The organism is Nonomuraea composti (assembly GCF_012034275.1).
GTDB lineage: Bacteria > Actinomycetota > Actinomycetes > Streptosporangiales > Streptosporangiaceae > Nonomuraea > Nonomuraea composti.
Genome location: NZ_JAATEP010000063.1, coordinates 1 through 15,629, shown reverse-complemented (window position 1 = coordinate 15,629; position 15,629 = coordinate 1). Strand labels below are relative to the sequence as shown.

General features: G+C 68.8%; 15 protein-coding genes and 1 tRNA gene. 6 read left to right on the top strand and 10 right to left on the bottom strand.

Annotation, left to right across the window (positions count from 1 at the left end; genetic code table 11):
• Positions 1-22: 22 nt before the first annotated feature.
• On the bottom strand, positions 23-445 hold the full coding sequence (locus HCN51_RS49140; RefSeq protein ID WP_080040994.1) for a pyridoxamine 5'-phosphate oxidase family protein: 423 nt from the start codon (positions 443-445) through the stop codon (positions 23-25).
• 37 nt (positions 446-482) lie between these two features.
• Positions 483-1,343 (bottom strand): LysR family transcriptional regulator, encoded by an 861-nt coding sequence (locus tag HCN51_RS49135; protein WP_168019236.1) that lies wholly within the window; start codon positions 1,341-1,343, stop codon positions 483-485.
• A 71-nt stretch (positions 1,344-1,414) separates the two neighbouring features.
• Here HCN51_RS49135 and HCN51_RS49130 point away from each other — a divergent pair, with 71 nt between their 5' ends.
• On the top strand, positions 1,415-2,170 hold the full coding sequence (locus tag HCN51_RS49130; protein ID WP_168019234.1) for an SDR family oxidoreductase: 756 nt from the start codon (positions 1,415-1,417) through the stop codon (positions 2,168-2,170).
• A gap of 131 nt (positions 2,171-2,301) precedes the next feature.
• Here HCN51_RS49130 and HCN51_RS49125 read toward each other — a convergent pair.
• Positions 2,302-2,375 (bottom strand) — tRNA-Leu (locus tag HCN51_RS49125).
• Between the two features lie 90 nt (positions 2,376-2,465).
• Between HCN51_RS49125 and HCN51_RS49120 the strand changes: the two genes are divergently transcribed.
• From HCN51_RS49120 to HCN51_RS49110, 3 genes are all read left to right on the top strand, one after another.
• Entirely contained in the window at positions 2,466-3,050 is a 585-nt protein-coding gene (locus tag HCN51_RS49120; RefSeq protein ID WP_230466397.1) for an ANTAR domain-containing response regulator, read from the top strand.
• Between the two features lie 152 nt (positions 3,051-3,202).
• Positions 3,203-4,495, top strand: a complete 1,293-nt coding sequence (locus tag HCN51_RS49115) for an ABC transporter substrate-binding protein (protein ID WP_168019232.1) — start codon at positions 3,203-3,205, stop codon at positions 4,493-4,495.
• A gap of 239 nt (positions 4,496-4,734) precedes the next feature.
• Complete coding sequence (locus HCN51_RS49110) at positions 4,735-6,045, top strand: ABC transporter substrate-binding protein (RefSeq protein WP_168019230.1); 1,311 nt, start codon at positions 4,735-4,737, stop codon at positions 6,043-6,045.
• Positions 6,046-6,453: 408 nt separating this feature from the next.
• On the opposite strand, the gene HCN51_RS49105 is transcribed toward HCN51_RS49110, so the two are convergent.
• Positions 6,454-7,323 (bottom strand): hypothetical protein, encoded by an 870-nt coding sequence (locus tag HCN51_RS49105; RefSeq protein WP_168019228.1) that lies wholly within the window; start codon positions 7,321-7,323, stop codon positions 6,454-6,456.
• A 188-nt stretch (positions 7,324-7,511) separates the two neighbouring features.
• On the opposite strand from HCN51_RS49105, the gene HCN51_RS49100 reads away from it, so the two are divergent.
• The gene (locus HCN51_RS49100) at positions 7,512-8,807 is read left to right on the top strand and encodes an ABC transporter substrate-binding protein (RefSeq protein WP_080040987.1); all 1,296 of its coding nucleotides are present in this window, start codon (positions 7,512-7,514) and stop codon (positions 8,805-8,807) included.
• 48 nt (positions 8,808-8,855) lie between these two features.
• Here HCN51_RS49100 and HCN51_RS49095 read toward each other — a convergent pair whose 3' ends face one another.
• From HCN51_RS49095 to HCN51_RS49070, 6 genes are all read right to left on the bottom strand, one after another.
• Entirely contained in the window at positions 8,856-9,266 is a 411-nt protein-coding gene (locus HCN51_RS49095) for a hypothetical protein (RefSeq protein WP_080040986.1), read from the bottom strand.
• Between the two features lie 63 nt (positions 9,267-9,329).
• Entirely contained in the window at positions 9,330-10,124 is a 795-nt protein-coding gene (locus tag HCN51_RS49090) for an ABC transporter ATP-binding protein (RefSeq protein ID WP_080040985.1), read from the bottom strand.
• Positions 10,121-11,134, bottom strand: coding sequence for an ABC transporter ATP-binding protein (locus HCN51_RS49085; protein ID WP_230466396.1), 1,014 nt, complete (start codon positions 11,132-11,134; stop codon positions 10,121-10,123). The genes HCN51_RS49090 and HCN51_RS49085 overlap by 4 nt, the downstream gene beginning before the upstream one ends.
• Positions 11,121-12,122 (bottom strand): branched-chain amino acid ABC transporter permease, encoded by a 1,002-nt coding sequence (locus HCN51_RS49080; RefSeq protein ID WP_168019226.1) that lies wholly within the window; start codon positions 12,120-12,122, stop codon positions 11,121-11,123. Before HCN51_RS49080 ends, HCN51_RS49085 begins: the two co-directional genes overlap by 14 nt.
• A gap of 16 nt (positions 12,123-12,138) precedes the next feature.
• The gene (locus HCN51_RS49075) at positions 12,139-13,278 is read right to left on the bottom strand and encodes a branched-chain amino acid ABC transporter permease (RefSeq protein ID WP_230466395.1); all 1,140 of its coding nucleotides are present in this window, start codon (positions 13,276-13,278) and stop codon (positions 12,139-12,141) included.
• A gap of 587 nt (positions 13,279-13,865) precedes the next feature.
• Positions 13,866-14,210 carry a PaaI family thioesterase gene (locus HCN51_RS49070; protein ID WP_168019292.1) on the bottom strand — a complete coding sequence of 115 codons (345 nt, stop codon included), beginning with the start codon at positions 14,208-14,210 and terminating at the stop codon, positions 13,866-13,868.
• A gap of 131 nt (positions 14,211-14,341) precedes the next feature.
• Here HCN51_RS49070 and HCN51_RS49065 point away from each other — a divergent pair.
• Positions 14,342-15,629, top strand: a 1,288-nt coding sequence (locus tag HCN51_RS49065) for a 5'-3' exonuclease H3TH domain-containing protein (protein WP_346434076.1), incomplete at its 3' end; no start/stop codon positions are given.

The following is a 15,629-nucleotide window of genomic DNA, read 5'->3' as shown; positions in this document are numbered from 1 at the left end:
GCGGGGCTACGGAGGGCGGGGGTCAGCTCAGAGCGCCCAGATCGGCCGAGAGCCAGTGCTCGGGCCGCATCCGGAACGTCACCAGCACATGCAGATCGGAGCCCTGGACGTAGCCCGAGACGGCGTCCGGCGGCAGGTAGCGGGACGAGATGCGGGTCAGGTCGTCGAGCGTCGTCGGCCCCGAGCGCACCACCGGGCCCTCCACCGACACGTACCGGTAGGTCGGGCTGGTCCGCTGCGCCAGGATCGAGAACCGGCCCGCCTTCGCGATCAGCTTGGCCTTGTGCGAGTCGCCGTCCGTCAGGAACCGGATCTCGCCGCCGGGGCTGTAGTCGTACCAGACCGGCACCACCAGCGGCGCCCGGCCGTCGCCCGCCTCCACCGCCAGGCTCGCGATGTGCGACTCCGCCAGGAACGCCTCCCGCTCCGCCACGCTCAACGGCATCCCGCCCCACCCCCCGTATTCATCGATCTTGAAACGGCTATTCCCGGTGGGAGCGATCCCGAAAAGTCCCGACCGCCCCCGAGCGGCGACCCGCGACCTCCGTCGCCGTGTGGACGAACTCGGCCAGAGCGCGTGACCGGGTGCCCTCCGGCCAGGCCAGCACCACGGTCGTCGGTGGCGCGTCCAGGACCGGCACGCAGGCCAGGTCCCGCCGCATCTGGTCACGTACGGACTCCGGAGCGACCACGACGAGCCGTCCGAGCGCGACGAGCTGCATGAGCATCGCCGGGTCGCTCACCTCGGGGTGGGCTCCCGGCCAGCGGGGCGTGGGGTCGGCGTCGAGGTCGGACAGGTGGAGGTGGGTGCGACCGGCCAGGGGATGGGCGGCCGTCATGATCGCCACGCTGTCCTCGACGCGCAACGGCTCGCTGTCGAACCCCGTCAGGTCCTCGTACGGGCTGTGCAGGAACGCCACGTCGGCCGTCCCGTCGCGGACGAGCCGGGCCCGCTCCGCCACCCCGCACAGCGCCAGCTCCACCCCGATCGCGTCGGGCCGCTCCCGGTAGGCGGCCAGGACGTCCGGCAGGAGGCCGCCGTCGCCGCCGGGTTTCAGCGCGACCACCAGCCGCGGCTCGGCCAGCCCCGCCCGCCGGGTGCGGGCCGTGGCGGCGGCCACCGCGTCGAGCACCTTCGCGGCCTCCCTGGCCAGCACCTCACCGGCCGGGGTGAGCGACACCCCGCGGCTGCTCCGCTCGAACAGGCACACCCCGAGCCGCCGTTCCAGCTTCTGGATCGCTCTCGACAGCGGTGGCTGCGCCATGCCGAGCCGCGCCGCCGCCCGTCCGAAGTGCAGCTCCTCCGCGACGGCCGCGAAGTAGGCGAGCTCGCGTGTCTCCATACCTTCAGGGTATTGCCCGCTACCCATCCGGTGTTGGCCCGCGAACCGATACCGGTGGTGTGCTTCCCGACATGACCGAAACCACCACTGCCCTGGTGACCGGGGCGAACAAGGGCATCGGGTACGCGATCGCGGCCGGGCTGGCGGCCCGCGGCATGACCGTCCTGCTCGGCTCCCGCGACCGTACCCGAGGCGAACAGGCCGCCGCCCGCCTGCGCGCCCAGCTCACCGCCAACGAGGCGCAGGCCGTCGAGCCGGACGTGCGCGTCGTCGTCCTCGACGTCACCGACCCCGCCACGATCGAGGCCGTCGCCGGCTCCCTGGACCGGCTGGACGTGCTCGTCAACAACGCCGGCATCTCCGGCCCCATCGACCTGACGCCGGCCCGCACCCCCGCCGAGGCGATGCGTGAGGTGTTCGAGACGAACGTCATCGGCGTCCTCATGGTCACCAACGCCCTGCTGCCCCTGCTCAGACGCTCACCCGCCCCCCGCATCGTGAACGTCTCCAGCGGCGTCGGCTCCCTGCGCCACCACACCGACCCCGCCCACTACATGTCAGCCCTGGCGCCGTCGGCGACGTATCCGCCGTCCAAGGCCGCGCTCAACGCCCTGACCGTCCAGTACGCCAAGGAGCTGCGCGGCGACGGCTTCCTCGTGAACGCCGCCGCCCCCGGCCCCTGCGCCACCGACTTCACCAAGGGCCTGCCGTTCGCCATCACCCGCACGGCGGCGGACGGGGCGGCCGTCGTCATCCGCCTCGCCACGCTGGGGCCGGACGGGCCGACCGGCGGCTTCTTCGACGAGGACGGGCCCGTGCCGTGGTGACGCGAATTTCGGCCCGGCATTTCGGCCGGCCGTGACGGCATGCGCTATCGTGCATGCGAAGAGTGAAGCATCCGGGTACGACAAAACCGCCGGGCTCAAGAGCCGGGCGGTCGTGCCGGTGCCATGGTGAGTGCCCCGGGTGGGATTCGAACCCACACTGAATGGATTTTGAGGCCATCGACTCTGCCGATTGGTCTACCGGGGCGGCGTATGTCCGGGCTGTGATCTCGTAGCGTAGCGCTCCGAGCCGCACCGGCGTGGATCTAATCTACCGGACGTCTGTACTCTTCTGCTCGTGAGTACGCAGCGGCGAGTAGTGATCGCGGAAGACGAGGCCCTGATCCGCCTCGACCTCAAGGAGATGCTCCAGGAGGACGGCTACGTCGTCGTGGGCGAGGCCGGTGACGGCGAGCAGGCGATCCGGCTGGCCGCCGAGCTGCGGCCCGACCTCGTCATCCTCGACGTGAAGATGCCGGTGCTCGACGGCATCTCGGCGGCCGAGCGGATCGTGTCCGAGCGCATCGCCCCCTGCCTCATCCTGACCGCGTTCTCCCAGCGCGACCTGGTCGAGCGGGCCAGGGACGCGGGGGCGATGGCCTACCTGGTCAAGCCGTTCACCAAGGCCGACCTGGTGCCGGCGATCGAGATGGCGGTCAGCAGGCACGAGGAGATGGTGGCGCTGGCGGCCGAGGTGTCGAGCCTGTCGGAGCGGCTGGAGACCAGGAAGCTGGTCGAGCGGGCCAAGGGCCAGCTGATGACGCAGCACGGCTGGACGGAGCCGCAGGCGTTCAGGTGGATCCAGAAGGCGTCGATGGACCGGCGGCTGAGCATGCGCGAGGTTGCTCAGATCGTTATAGACGACGCCGCGGAGCGATCCTGAAAAAGCGCTATATCAGGTGATTCGGCCCGGCGGGTTGTGGTGCGGTCACGAGTGGGCATCCAACCGGCTTCGGCCGCTTACGCGAAGAGCGTCCCGACGCGTAACTGATGGGCGGACGGAAGGTCCGCTCCTCTCGATCGGAGACGCTCTTCATGATCCGCATTCTTCGCGCGCCGCTCGCCGCCACCGCGGCACTCCTGGCGCTGGCGGCGTGCTCGTCCGGCGGCACCACCGCCGGCACCGTCACCTCGGGCTCGGCCGGCGCGCAGCCGCCCTCGGCGGGCGCGTCCCAGGGGGACGGCGCGCTGACGATCGGCACGGTGCTGCCGCAGACGGGGTCGCTCGCGTATCTGGGGCCGCCCATGTTCGGGGGCGTCGATCTGGCGCTCAAGGAGATCAACGAGGCCGGCGGCGTGCTGGGCAAGCCGGTCACGAAGTACGACACCGACTCGGGTGACAACACCACCAACATCGCCTCCCAGGCCGTCGACAAGCTGCTGACCCAGAAGGTGGACGCGATCGTCGGCGCGGCCTCGTCCTCGGTGTCGGAGTCGATCATCGACAAGATCACGCGGGCGGGCGTGGTGCAGTTCTCGCCGGCCAACACCTCCGACAAGTTCACCACCATCGAGGACGACGGCCTGTACTTCCGTACGGCGCCGCCGGACAAGCTGCAGGGCCGCGTCCTCGGCGACGTGGTGGTCTCCGACGGCAACGACACCGTCGGCATCCTCGCCATGCAGGACTCCTACGGCACCGGCCTGGCCGACCAGGTGCAGAAGACGGTGACCGACGGGGGCGCCGACGTGGTCGAGCGGGTGGACTACGACCCGAAGGCGGCCGACTTCTCCGCCGACGTGGCCAAGATCAAGGCCAAGAACCCGAAGGCGATCGTGCTCATCGGCTTCGAGGAGACGGCGAAGGTCGTTCAGGAGCTGGTCAAGCAGGGGCTGACCAGCGACACGTACAAGTGGTACATGGTGGACGGCAACATGTCGAACACCAACTACCTCAAGATGCCCAAGGGCACGATGGACGGCGTCAAGGGCAGCCTGCCGGGGGCGGAGGCGCCCGAGGCGTTCCAGAAGCGGCTGCTGAAGGTCAACCCGAAGATCACCGAGTACACGTACGCGGCGGAGTCGTACGACGCCGTGACGCTCATCGCGCTGGCCGCGGAGGCGGCCAAGTCCGACACCGGCCCCGCCCTCGCGGGCAAGCTCGTGGAGACCAGTAAGGGCGGCACGAAGTGCACCGGGTTCAAGGAATGCGTGGACCTGCTGAAGGCCGGCACCGACATCGACTACGACGGCGTCAGCGGGCCGGTCGACTTCAACGACGTGGGTGACCCGTCGGTCGCCACGATCGGCGTCTACCGGTACGGGGCGGACAACACGTTCAACGCCGCCAAGGCCATCGAATATCGCCGGGGGAACATCGCGGGCTGAAGCCCCTGACCACCGATGGCATTTCTCACCCTGGCCCGGATTTCGGGCCAGGGCACTCTCGTTTACGGATGCAGCCGTAACTCTCCTGAAACAGACCATTACTCTGAGTATTTAGGACATTACAATCCAGCATAAAAGTCAGGTAAGAACTCCCCATCGCTGCGTCGGACAGGCATGCTGAGCTCGGAAAACCCGGCGAAGGTGATCGTCTCTTCGCCGAGATAGGGGGAGTTTCTTCTATGAACCGCATTGCTCCGATGGGGCGCCTGCTGGCCGTCGCCGCCGCGGCGAGCCTGGCTCTGACGGCCTGCGGCGGCGGTGGTGACACGGCCGAGCAGTCCGCCTCCACCGCGCCGTCCGCTGAGACGTCCACGGCGGCCTCCTCGGCGCCCGCGGCGAAGGGCGACGGCACGCTGACCCTCGGCACGGTCCTGCCTCAGACGGGCTCGCTGGCCTTCCTCGGGCCGCCCGAGTTCGCCGGCGTGGACCAGGCCGTCAAGGAGATCAACGAGGCGGGCGGCGTGCTGGGCAAGCCGGTCACCAAGGTGCACACCGACTCCGGCGACACCACCACCAACATCGCCTCCCAGTCGGTCGACAAGCTGCTGACCCAGAAGGCCGACGCCATCATCGGCGCCGCGTCCTCGTCGGTGTCCGAGTCGATCATCGACAAGATCACGGGTGCGGGCGTCGTGCAGTTCTCGCCGGCCAACACCTCCGACAAGTTCACCACGATCAAGGACAACGGCCTCTACTTCCGTACGGCGCCGCCGGACAAGCTGCAGGGCCGCGTCCTCGGCGACCTCATCGCCGCCGACGGCAACGACACCGTCGGCATCCTCGCCATGCAGGACTCCTACGGCTCCGGCCTGGCCGACCAGATCACCAAGACCGCCGAAGGCGCCGGCGCCAGCGTCGTCGAGCGCGTCGACTACGACCCGAAGGCGGCTGACTTCTCCGCCGACGTCGCCAAGATCAAGGCCGCCAACCCCAAGGCGATCGTGCTGATCGGCTTCGAGGAGGGCGCCAAGGTCGTGGCCGAGCTGGTCAAGCAGGGGCTCACCGCCGACAAGGTGAAGTGGTACATGGTGGACGGCAACATGTCCAACACCAACTACCTCAAGATGCCCAAGGGCACCCTCAAGGGCGTCAAGGGCACCATCCCCGGCGCAGAGGCCCCCGAGGAGTTCAGGGACAAGCTCAAGAAGCTCGACTCGAAGCTCGACGACTTCACCTACGCCGCCGAGTCGTACGACGCCGCCAACCTGATCGCCCTGGCCGCCGAGGCCGCCAAGGACGACAGCGGCGCGTCCATCGCGGGCAAGCTGGCCGAGGTCAGCAAGGGCGGCGACAAGTGCAAGAGCTTCAAGGAGTGTGTCGAGCTGCTCAAGGCCGGTAAGGACATCGACTACGACGGCGTGAGCGGCCCGGTCGAGTTCGACGCCGCCGGCGACCCGTCGGTGGCGACCATCGGCGTCTACCAGTACGGCGACGACAACAAGTACGCCAGCAAGGCCCTGGAGTACCGCACCGGCAAGATCGAGGGCTGACCCCGCCGTCGTGACGCCCCCCTTCCCCAGCACCCCCGCCCACGCCCTGGGGAAGGGCCACGGCGCCCACCCCGGCCACCTGCGTTCCGCGCCCGGCGCCTGACGCGTAGCGCTCAACGCGCACGCGGCGGCGAGCCTGGCGAGCGGACGGTGGCCGGCGTGGCGGGCGGACGGTGGCGAGCGTGGCGGGCGGACGGTGGCGACCGTGGCGGACGATGGCGAGCGTGGCGCGGTGCACGCCCGACCCGCCACGCCCCTGGCGCTGGTGCGGCGAGAAGGCATGCGGCGGAGCCCGGCGCAACGCGAACGGCGCGGTGGCGGGCCTGGCGGGCGGCGTGACGCACGGGGCGGAGCCCGGCCGGGCACTCCTGGCGCCGGTGCGGCGTGGCGAAAGGCGGTGGGGGCCGGTCAGGGGGTGCCGCAGGCGCGGTGGGCGTAGGTGATGAGGCGGTCCTGGAGGGGTTTGGGTGGGGTGACGATCACGACGCGTTCCGTGCCCCCGTCCACCGACGCCCGTACCGGAAACAGGAACGCTTTCTTGGCCTCCGCGAACGCGTGCCCCGTGCAGGCCCCCGGCGTGAGCTGGAGCGGCACCTCCAGGCGTTGCGCGCCGGCCGAGAGGGTGCCCAGGGGGCGGGCGGAGGGGGTGGCGATGTAGTGGGTGGTGCCGCCGACGTCGGTGATGGTGACGGTGCCGGGGCCGCGACGGGTGATCACGAGGGTGCCGCGCATGACGAGGTCGGACTTGGGGCCGGATTCGGTCCAGGTGGGGCCGAAGGTGATGTCGGCGCTCTGTTTGATGAGGTGTTCGGAGCATTCGTCGCGCAGCAGTCTGGCGAGGAGCGGGTCGGGGTGGGGGACCTGGAAGATCACCTTGCGGGGCGGTTCGGATGAGGACGCGGGCCGTACGTGGGCCACGACCGTAGCGGGGCGCACTTCGGGCAGGCCCTGGGGCAGGCACTTGGCGGCGCCGTACGTGACCGGCAGGTCGGTGCGTTCGGTCTTCCTGATGACGGCGTCGGTGCGCCGCGGCGGCAGCGTTTCGAACGACGGCGCGACAAGCTGGACATCAGCGAAATAAACGGGTGTTTCACTAGTATTTCGGACAGCTATCTGAAGCGCGTGCACCGGCTCGTCCGAACGATATTGCGCCAGTGAGACCGACACCCCGGGCGGCGGTGCCGTGGACGGCGGGGAGGAGGGGGCGGGGGAGCCGCAACCGGACCCGCAAGCGGCGGCGATCACGGCCGTGACGAGCAGAGGCGTTTTACGCTTCACCCGTCGCACATTAAGCGTCCGTGCGCAGCTCTCGTAAGTTGAGGAGTGATTACGACTCCGCATCCAAGTGCCGACAGTTCCTCAGGGGACCTGGTTCGAGTGTGCAGCAATTTTGTACGTTTCCGTCATTCGATCGGGAACGCTCGGCGGTGCTGAGGATCCCGGCCTGGAATCGGAGGAGACACTTCATGATCCGCATTGCTCCCGTGGGGCGGGCGCTGGCTGTCGTGGCTGCCACCAGCCTCGCCCTGACAGCCTGCGGTGGTGGCGGCGGTGACACCGCCACTCAGGCTTCCCAGAGTGCCGCGCCGGCTTCATCCGCGCCCGCGGCGAAGGGCGATGGCACGCTCACTCTCGGCACGCTGCTGCCCCAGACCGGTTCGCTGGCGTTCCTCGGCCCGCCGGAGTTCGCGGGCGTTGACCTCGCGCTCAAGGAGATCAACGAGGCCGGCGGCGTGCTCGGCAAGCCGGTGCAGAAGTACGACACCGACTCGGGCGACACGACCACCAACATCGCCTCGCAGTCGGTGGACAAGCTGCTGGCGCAGAAGGCCGACGCCATCATCGGCGCGGCGTCCTCGTCGGTGTCGGAGTCGGTGATCGACAAGATCACGGGCGCCGGCGTGGTGCACTTCTCCCCGGCCAACACCTCCGACAAGTTCACCACGATGGAGGACAAGGGCCTGTACTTCCGTACGGCGCCGCCGGACAAGCTGCAGGGCCGCGTCCTGGGTGACCTGATCATCTCCGACGGCAACGACACCGTCGGCATCATGGCCATGCAGGACTCCTACGGCACCGGCCTGGCCGACCAGGTCCAGAAGACGGTGACCGACGGCGGTGCGGAAGTGGTCGAGCGGGTCGACTACGACCCGAAGGCGGCCGACTTCTCCGCCGACGTGGCCAAGATCAAGGCCAAGAACCCCAAGGGCATCGTCCTGATCGGCTTCGAGGAGACCGCCAAGGTCATCCAGGAGCTGGTGAAGCAGGGCATGCCGGCCAGCAAGTACAAGTGGTACATGGTCGACGGCAACATGTCGAACACCAACTACGTCAAGATGCCCAAGGGCACCCTCAAGGGCGTCAAGGGCACCTACCCCGGCGCCGCCGCCCCCGACGAGTTCCGCGACAAGCTGAAGGGCGTCAACCCCAAGCTCGAGGACTACACCTACGCCCCCGAGTCGTACGACGCCGCGAACCTGATCGCGCTGGCCGCCGAGGCCGCCAAGAGCGACGCGGGCGTGGACATCGCCGCCAAGCTGGCCGAGGTCAGCAAGGGCGGCACGAAGTGCAAGAGCTTCAAGGAGTGCGTGGACCTGCTGAAGGCGGGCACGGACATCGACTACGACGGCGTCAGCGGTCCGGTGGAGTTCAACGAGGCCGGTGACCCGGCCGTCGCCACCATCGGCATCTACCAGTACGCCGACGACAACAAGTACCCGGTGAAGGCGCTGGAGTACCGCAGCGGCAACATCTCCGGCTGATCGAGCGTCACTGAAGGGCCCGGCCACGGCGGCCGGGCCCTTTCGCGTTCAGCGGCAGCCCGCCACGATCCGGTCGGCGGCGGCGCGGTACTGCCTGAGCAGCGCCACCTGCCGCTGCCTGGGCACGTCGCTCTTCGACAGGGCGGCGGTGGTCTGCTTGACGGTCTCGGCGGCCGGGCGCAGCGCATCGGGCAGCCGGGGGCCGAACTCCCTCGTGATGCCGTTGGCCTCGGCCAGGCGGCCGATGACGGCGTCCTCGAAGTTCTGGCGGTCCTCCTGGCCGCGGGGCTCCAGGATGAGGTCCGCGTACCCGATGGCCGAGACCACGCGGTCGCAGGGACGGTCGGTGGGGTCGCCGCCGGTGCTGTACTTCTGCGCGGAGGAGGCCCCCTCCTGGCAGCCGACGAACAGCACGAGCAGGACGGGCAGGATGAGCGCGATCGTCGCCGAACGTTTCACCCTCCCTATGAAAACGGAGAAGGGGCCCCCGGGGGAGCCCCTTCTTCGCCTTCCTGGAACGGGTTACGCCTTGGCCAGCGTGCCGAGGTACAGCTCGATGACCTTGGGGTCGTTGGCGAGCTGCCTGCCGGTGCCGGTGTAGGCGTTGCGGCCCTGGTCGAGCACGTAACCGCGGTGGCAGATCTGCAGGCAGCGCCGCGCGTTCTGCTCCACCATGATCACGGTCACGCCGGCCTTGTTGATCTGCTGCGCCTGGATGAAGACGAGGTCCTGCAGCTTGGGCGACAGGCCCGCCGACGGCTCGTCGAGCAGCAGCACGGACGGCTCGGTCATGAGGGCCCTGGCCATCGCCACCATCTGCCGCTCACCGCCGGACAGGGAGCCGGCGCGCTGCTTGCGCCGCTCCTTGAGGGCGGGGAACAGCTCGGCCACGAACTCGAAGCGCTCCTTGAACTTCCCCGGCACCTGGAAGGCGCCCATCTCGAGGTTCTCCTCGATGGTGAGGCTGGGGAAGACGTTGTTGGTCTGCGGCACGTAACCGACGCCGCGGGCCACCAGGGAGTGCGCCTTCATGTTCGTGATGTCCTCGCCCTTGAGCAGGACCGTTCCGCTGCGGATGGTGACCAGGCCGAACATGGCCTTGAGCAGGGTCGACTTCCCGGCGCCGTTGGGGCCGATGATGCCGATCAGCTCGCCTTCCTTCACGTACAGGTCCGAGCCGTTGAGGATGTTCACGCCCGGGAGGTAGCCCGCGATCAGCTCGTCGCAGCGCAGCACCGCGTCCTTGGCGCCCTCCAGGTGGGCGCTGCGGTCGGTGACGGCGGCCTTCGACTGGACGGGCGCTTCGTCGGCGCTCACTTCTGCCTCTCCTCTGCGGTCTCGGGCTCGGGGGCGGACCCGGGGGCGGGGGTGGTGCCCTCGGTCTCGTGGATCTCCGCCTCCAGGGCCGCCTCAGCCTCCTGGAGCTGGGCCTCCAGCTCGCTCTCGGACAGCGGCGCGTCGTGGTGTGCGCCCAGGTACGCGTCGATCACGCGCTCGTCGGACATGATCGTCGATGGCGGGCCCTCGGCGATGACCGCGCCCTGCGCCATGACGATCACCCAGTCGCTGATGTCGCGGACCATGTCCATGTCGTGCTCGACGAACAGCACGGTCATGCCCTGCTCGCGCAGGTCCTTCACGTGGCCGAGCAGCGACTGCGTGAGGGCCGGGTTCACGCCGGCCATCGGCTCGTCGAGCATGACCAGCTCGGGGCCGACCATGAGCGCGCGGGCCATCTCCAGCAGCTTGCGCTGGCCGCCGGACAGCGACCCGGCGAAGTCGTCGCGCTTGGCGTCGAGCTTGAAGCGCACCAGCAGCTCCTCGGCCCGCTGGGTGATCTCCTCCTCCTGGTCGCGCCAGAAGCTCGGGATCAGGGCCCGCCAGAAGTTCTCGCCCTTCTGCTGCTGGGCGCCCAGGCGCATGTTCTCCAGCACGGTCAGGCGCGAGAGCGCCTTGGTGAGCTGGAACGTGCGCACCATGCCGGCCCGGGCCACCTTGTGGGCGGGCACGCCGTTCATGGGCCGCCCGTTGAACGTCCACGTGCCGGAGTCGGCCGTGTCGAACCCGGTGAGCTGGTTGAAGAACGTGGTCTTGCCGGCCCCGTTGGGGCCGATGAGCGCGGTGATGGAGCCGCGCTGGACCTCGACGTGGTTCACCTCGACGGCGGTGAGGCCGCCGAAGCGGCGCACCACGTTGTCCACCACGAGGATCGGGTCGGGCTTGGGCACGCCGGGATCGCGCGCCAGGTCCTTGAAGGCGTTCAGGGCGGCCGCCTTGCGGTCGGCGATCCCGCCTCCGGTGGTCGCAGTCGTCTCAGCGTCGTGCATCGATCGCTATCTCCCTCTTGTCACCCAAAATGCCCTGCGGCCGGAAGATGAGCAACAGGATCAGACCGAGGCCGACCAGGATCCAGCGCATGGCACCGACCTGGTTGGTGTCCAGGAACGTGATGAGCCCGGCGCCGACCGCCTCGGTCATCACGTTGTAGAACAGGACCAGCAGCACCCAGAAGATCATCGAGCCGAGTACGGGGCCGAGCACGCGTGCGGCGCCGCCGAGGATGAGCATCGTGTACATGTAGAACGTGGTCTCGGTGCCGAACACGTCGGGCTGCACCGAGGCGTAGCCGAGACCGTAGATGAAGCCGCCGAAGCAGCCGATGACGCCGCCGAGCACGAGCGCCTGCATCTTGTACGAGAACACGCTCTTGCCCAGGCTGCGCACCGCGTCCTCGTCCTCGCGGATGGCCTTGAGCACGCGGCCCCACGGGCTCTTCATCAGCAGGTACACGACGAAGCTGAACAGCGCGATCAGGATCCAGCCCACGGTCAGCACCCACATGGTGCGGTGGCCGAACAGCAGCGGCACGGGGCCGAGGTTGAAGCCGTACTCCCCTTCGGGGTACGGGTTGAGCGCGTAGAAGCCGTCGGAGAAGCCGCGCTGGCCGTCGGAGCCGCCGAAGACGCTCTTGAACTGCACCGAGCGGAAGATGAGGCGGACGATCTCGGCCGCGGCGATGGTGACGATGGCCAGGTAGTCGGCGCGCAGCTTCAGTGTCGGTATGCCCAGCAGGATCGCCAGGATGACGGCGGCGATCAGGCCGACGAAGATGCCGACCCAGAACGGCAGGCCCATGACGGTGACCGTGACGGCCAGCCCGTAGCCGGCCACGCCCATGAACGCGGCCTGGCCGAAGTTGAGCAGGCCGGTGTAGCCGAAGTGCACGTTGAGGCCGATGGCGCCGATGGCGTACAGCACCGTCTCGACGCCCACGGCCGCCTTGATGGTGGTGCTGATGATCGTGATCCAGTCCATTCTGATCCTCCCCCGATCAGCCGATCCGCTCGCGGCGGCCGAGAATGCCCTGCGGCCGGACGAGGAGCACGATGATGAGTACGGCGAGCGCGCCCACGCTCTTCAGCTCCGGCGGCACCCACAGGGTCGAGACCTGGATGAACAGGCCGACCACGAGCGAGCCCACCAGGGCGCCGAAGGCGGTGCCGAGCCCGCCCAGCGTCACGCCGGCGAAGATGAGCAGCAGGATGTCCTGGCCCATCGTGTACTTCAGGTTCTGGGAGAGGCCGAGCATGATGCCGGCCAGCGCCGCGATGGCGCCGCCGAAGGTCCAGATGATCCTGATGACGCGGTCGACGTTGATGCCGGACGAGGCCGCGAGCGCCGGGTTGTCGGCCACGGCGCGGGCCGCCTTGCCGGTGCGGGTGCGCAGCAGGGCGAAGCCGACGACGATCAGGACGACCAGCTCGATGCCCATGGCGACGAAGTTCTTCGGCGCGGCCGAGATGGGGCCGATCTCGATGCCGGGCTGGGCGGTGTACTGGGCGAACGCCTCGGTCTGGCCGCCGAAGAAGATCAGGAACACGTACCGGAGGAAGAGCGCCACGCCGATCGAGATGATCATCATGGCGATCGTGCCGGTGCCGCGCCTGCGCAGCTGCCCCCAGAACAGGCGGTCCTGGAGGTAACCGAGGATTCCGGCGACGATGACGGCGATCACCGCGGCCGGGATGAGATGCAGGCCGAAGCCGATGTTGAAGGCGTAGGCGAGGATGGCGCCGAGCGTGACCAGCTCGCCGTGGGCGAAGTTGGTCAGGCCGGTGGTGCCGTAGATGAGCGACAGGCCGAGCGCGGCCAGGGCGATGATCAGGCCGAGGTTGAGGCCCTCGAACGTGAGCTGCGCGGCCTGCGTCCAGAACGGGCTGCTCTCGCCGCCCTCCTGCTGCTGCTGGTTCGCGGCGCCCTTGGCCTGAAGGGCGTACAGGACGGTGGAGCAGTTTCCCTCGTAGACCGTGGGCGTGCGGACGTTGTTGCCGCCGCGCACCTCGGCATTCTGGGGAAGGCTGCTGACATCCAGCGTGACCTTGTACTTACCCGGTTTGTCGACCTGAACGTCCCAGGTGCCTTCCGCGTTTGTCGTGACCTCCTTGACGGGTTGTCCGCCCTCTGTGGTCACAGCGATTTTGGCGCCGTTCACTGGCTGGCCTTGGAGTTTGAGTGTTCCCCTCAGTCCCTGGCATTCGGCGGGACCCGCGTGGGCGGGCCCGGCCAGCAGGAAGATGAGTCCACCCAGGAAGGCCGTGAACGCGATCACGGCTCTGCGCAATGGTGCTCCCTCAAAGTAGGTCAAGGCGGGGTTGTGCCCCTCCATCTCGACACGCGCGCATCGCAGGCACAACTGGGATGCAATGGCGGGAGCTTATTCCGGCCGCGCCCGGTTCAGTATCGTTCGTCACCAATTAGTGACATGTGCGTGTCACTCATGTGAGGAATCAACAAGCCTGGTCAGGGGCTAAATCGGCGGAGACGCCTGGCGCTTGAGGGAACGAATCGGTAACGATGAGGGTAAAACGTGGCGAGCCCGCGGAGGCGGCCTTTGGGGCCATGTAGGGATCCCCTCGACGGCTGCGAGAGCACCCTCGCAATCGTGGGGCCGAACACGTTTTCTACTGGGCCTCCCCGCGGGCTCTGTTGCGACCACGGTAGCGACCCGCGGGGGCCCTGCGCAAAGGGTCGGCGAAAGTGACGGACGTGACCGAACGGTCAACGGTCGCGCAACATGCACGTGAGGCGCGCGGTGCAGACGCGGCGGCCCTGCTCATCGGTGATTTCGATGTCGTACGTCGCCAAAGTGCGGCCTCCGTGCAACCGGGTCGCGACCCCCGTGACGTACCCGGAGGACGCCGAGCGGTGATGGGTGGCGTTCAGCTCGATGCCCACGGCGATGCGCTCGGGGCCGGCGTGCACGGCCGCGCCCACGGAGCCCAGCGTCTCGGCCAGCACCGCCGAGGCCCCGCCGTGCAGCAGCCCGTACGGCTGCGTGTTGCCCTCGACCGGCATGCGGCCCACCACCCGCTCGGGCGTGACCTCCAGGAACTCGATGCCCATCTTGTCGGCCAGCGTGCCTTCGTGCAGGTCGCCGAATATCGAGACGTCCAGAGGGTTGGTCTGCGTCAAAGTGCCGTCTCCACTCTTCCGAGCTCGGGTTTTCTGTCGGAGACGCAGACTAGGCTGCGTACGTGCCGAAGAGTGAAGTGACCCCCAGCCGCCCGTGCCTGCTGCTGCTCGACGGGCATTCCCTGGCCTATCGCGCGTTCTACGCGCTCAAGGACGCCAACCTGATGACCACCGACGGTCAGCACACCGAGGCGGTCTACGGGTTCACCTCGATGCTGACCAACATCCTGCGCGACGAGCAGCCCACGCACGTCGCGGTGGCCTTCGACCGGTCGGAGCCGACGTTCCGGCACGAGGAGTACGCCGAGTACAAGGCCAACAGGAGCGAGACCCCGGAAGACTTCCGCGGTCAGATGCAGCTCATCTACGAGCTGCTCGACACCATGCGCATCCCGCGCCTGTCCAAGGCGGGCTTCGAGGCCGACGACCTCATCGCCACCCTGGCCACCCGGGCGAGCGAGCAGGGCATGAACGTCCTGATCGTCACCGGCGACCGCGACGCGCTGCAGTTGGTCGACGAGCACGTCACCGTCCTGATGACCCGGCGCGGCATCAGCGACATGACCAGGTTCACCCCCGAGGCGGTCGAGGAGAAATATGGCCTCACGCCCGCCCAATACCCCGACTTCGCCGCCCTGCGCGGCGACCCCAGCGACAACCTCCTGAGCATCCCCAGCGTGGGGGAGAAGACCGCGGCCAAGTGGGTGCGCGAGTTCGGCTCCCTGACCGCGCTCGTCGACCGGGTCGACGAGGTCAAGGGCAAGGTGGGCGACAAGCTGCGCGAGCACGTCGCCCAGGTCCTGATGAACCGCCGGCTCACCGAGCTGCTGCGCGACGTGCCGCTGGAGGTCGAGATCACCGACCTCAAGCAGGGCACGTGGGAGCGCGAGGAGATCAACAAACTGTTCGACACCCTGCAGATCCGCGGCGAGCTGCGCGAGCGGGTGTTCAAGGTGCTCGGCACCGGCGAGCAGGAGCCCGAGCAGGGCTTCGAGGTCGAGACCGTGCTGCTCGGCCCCGACCGCGTGGCCGGCTGGCTGGCCGCGCTGCCCGAGGGCCGCGCCGGGCTCGCCTTCAAGGGCGCCTACGGCAGCGGCACCGGCCGCATCGACGCCATCGCCATCGCCTCGCCCGACGGCACCGCCGCGCACATCGACCCCGTCAAGCTCACCGAGAGCGACGAGGCGGCCCTGCGGGCCTGGCTGGGCGACGACACCAAGCCCAAAGCCGTGCACGACGCCAAGGGGCCCATCCTGGCCCTCTGGGCGCAGGGCATGGAGCTGCGCGGCCTGAGCTGCGACACCGCGCTGGCCGCCTACCTCGCCATGCCGGGCCAGCGCACCTTCGCCC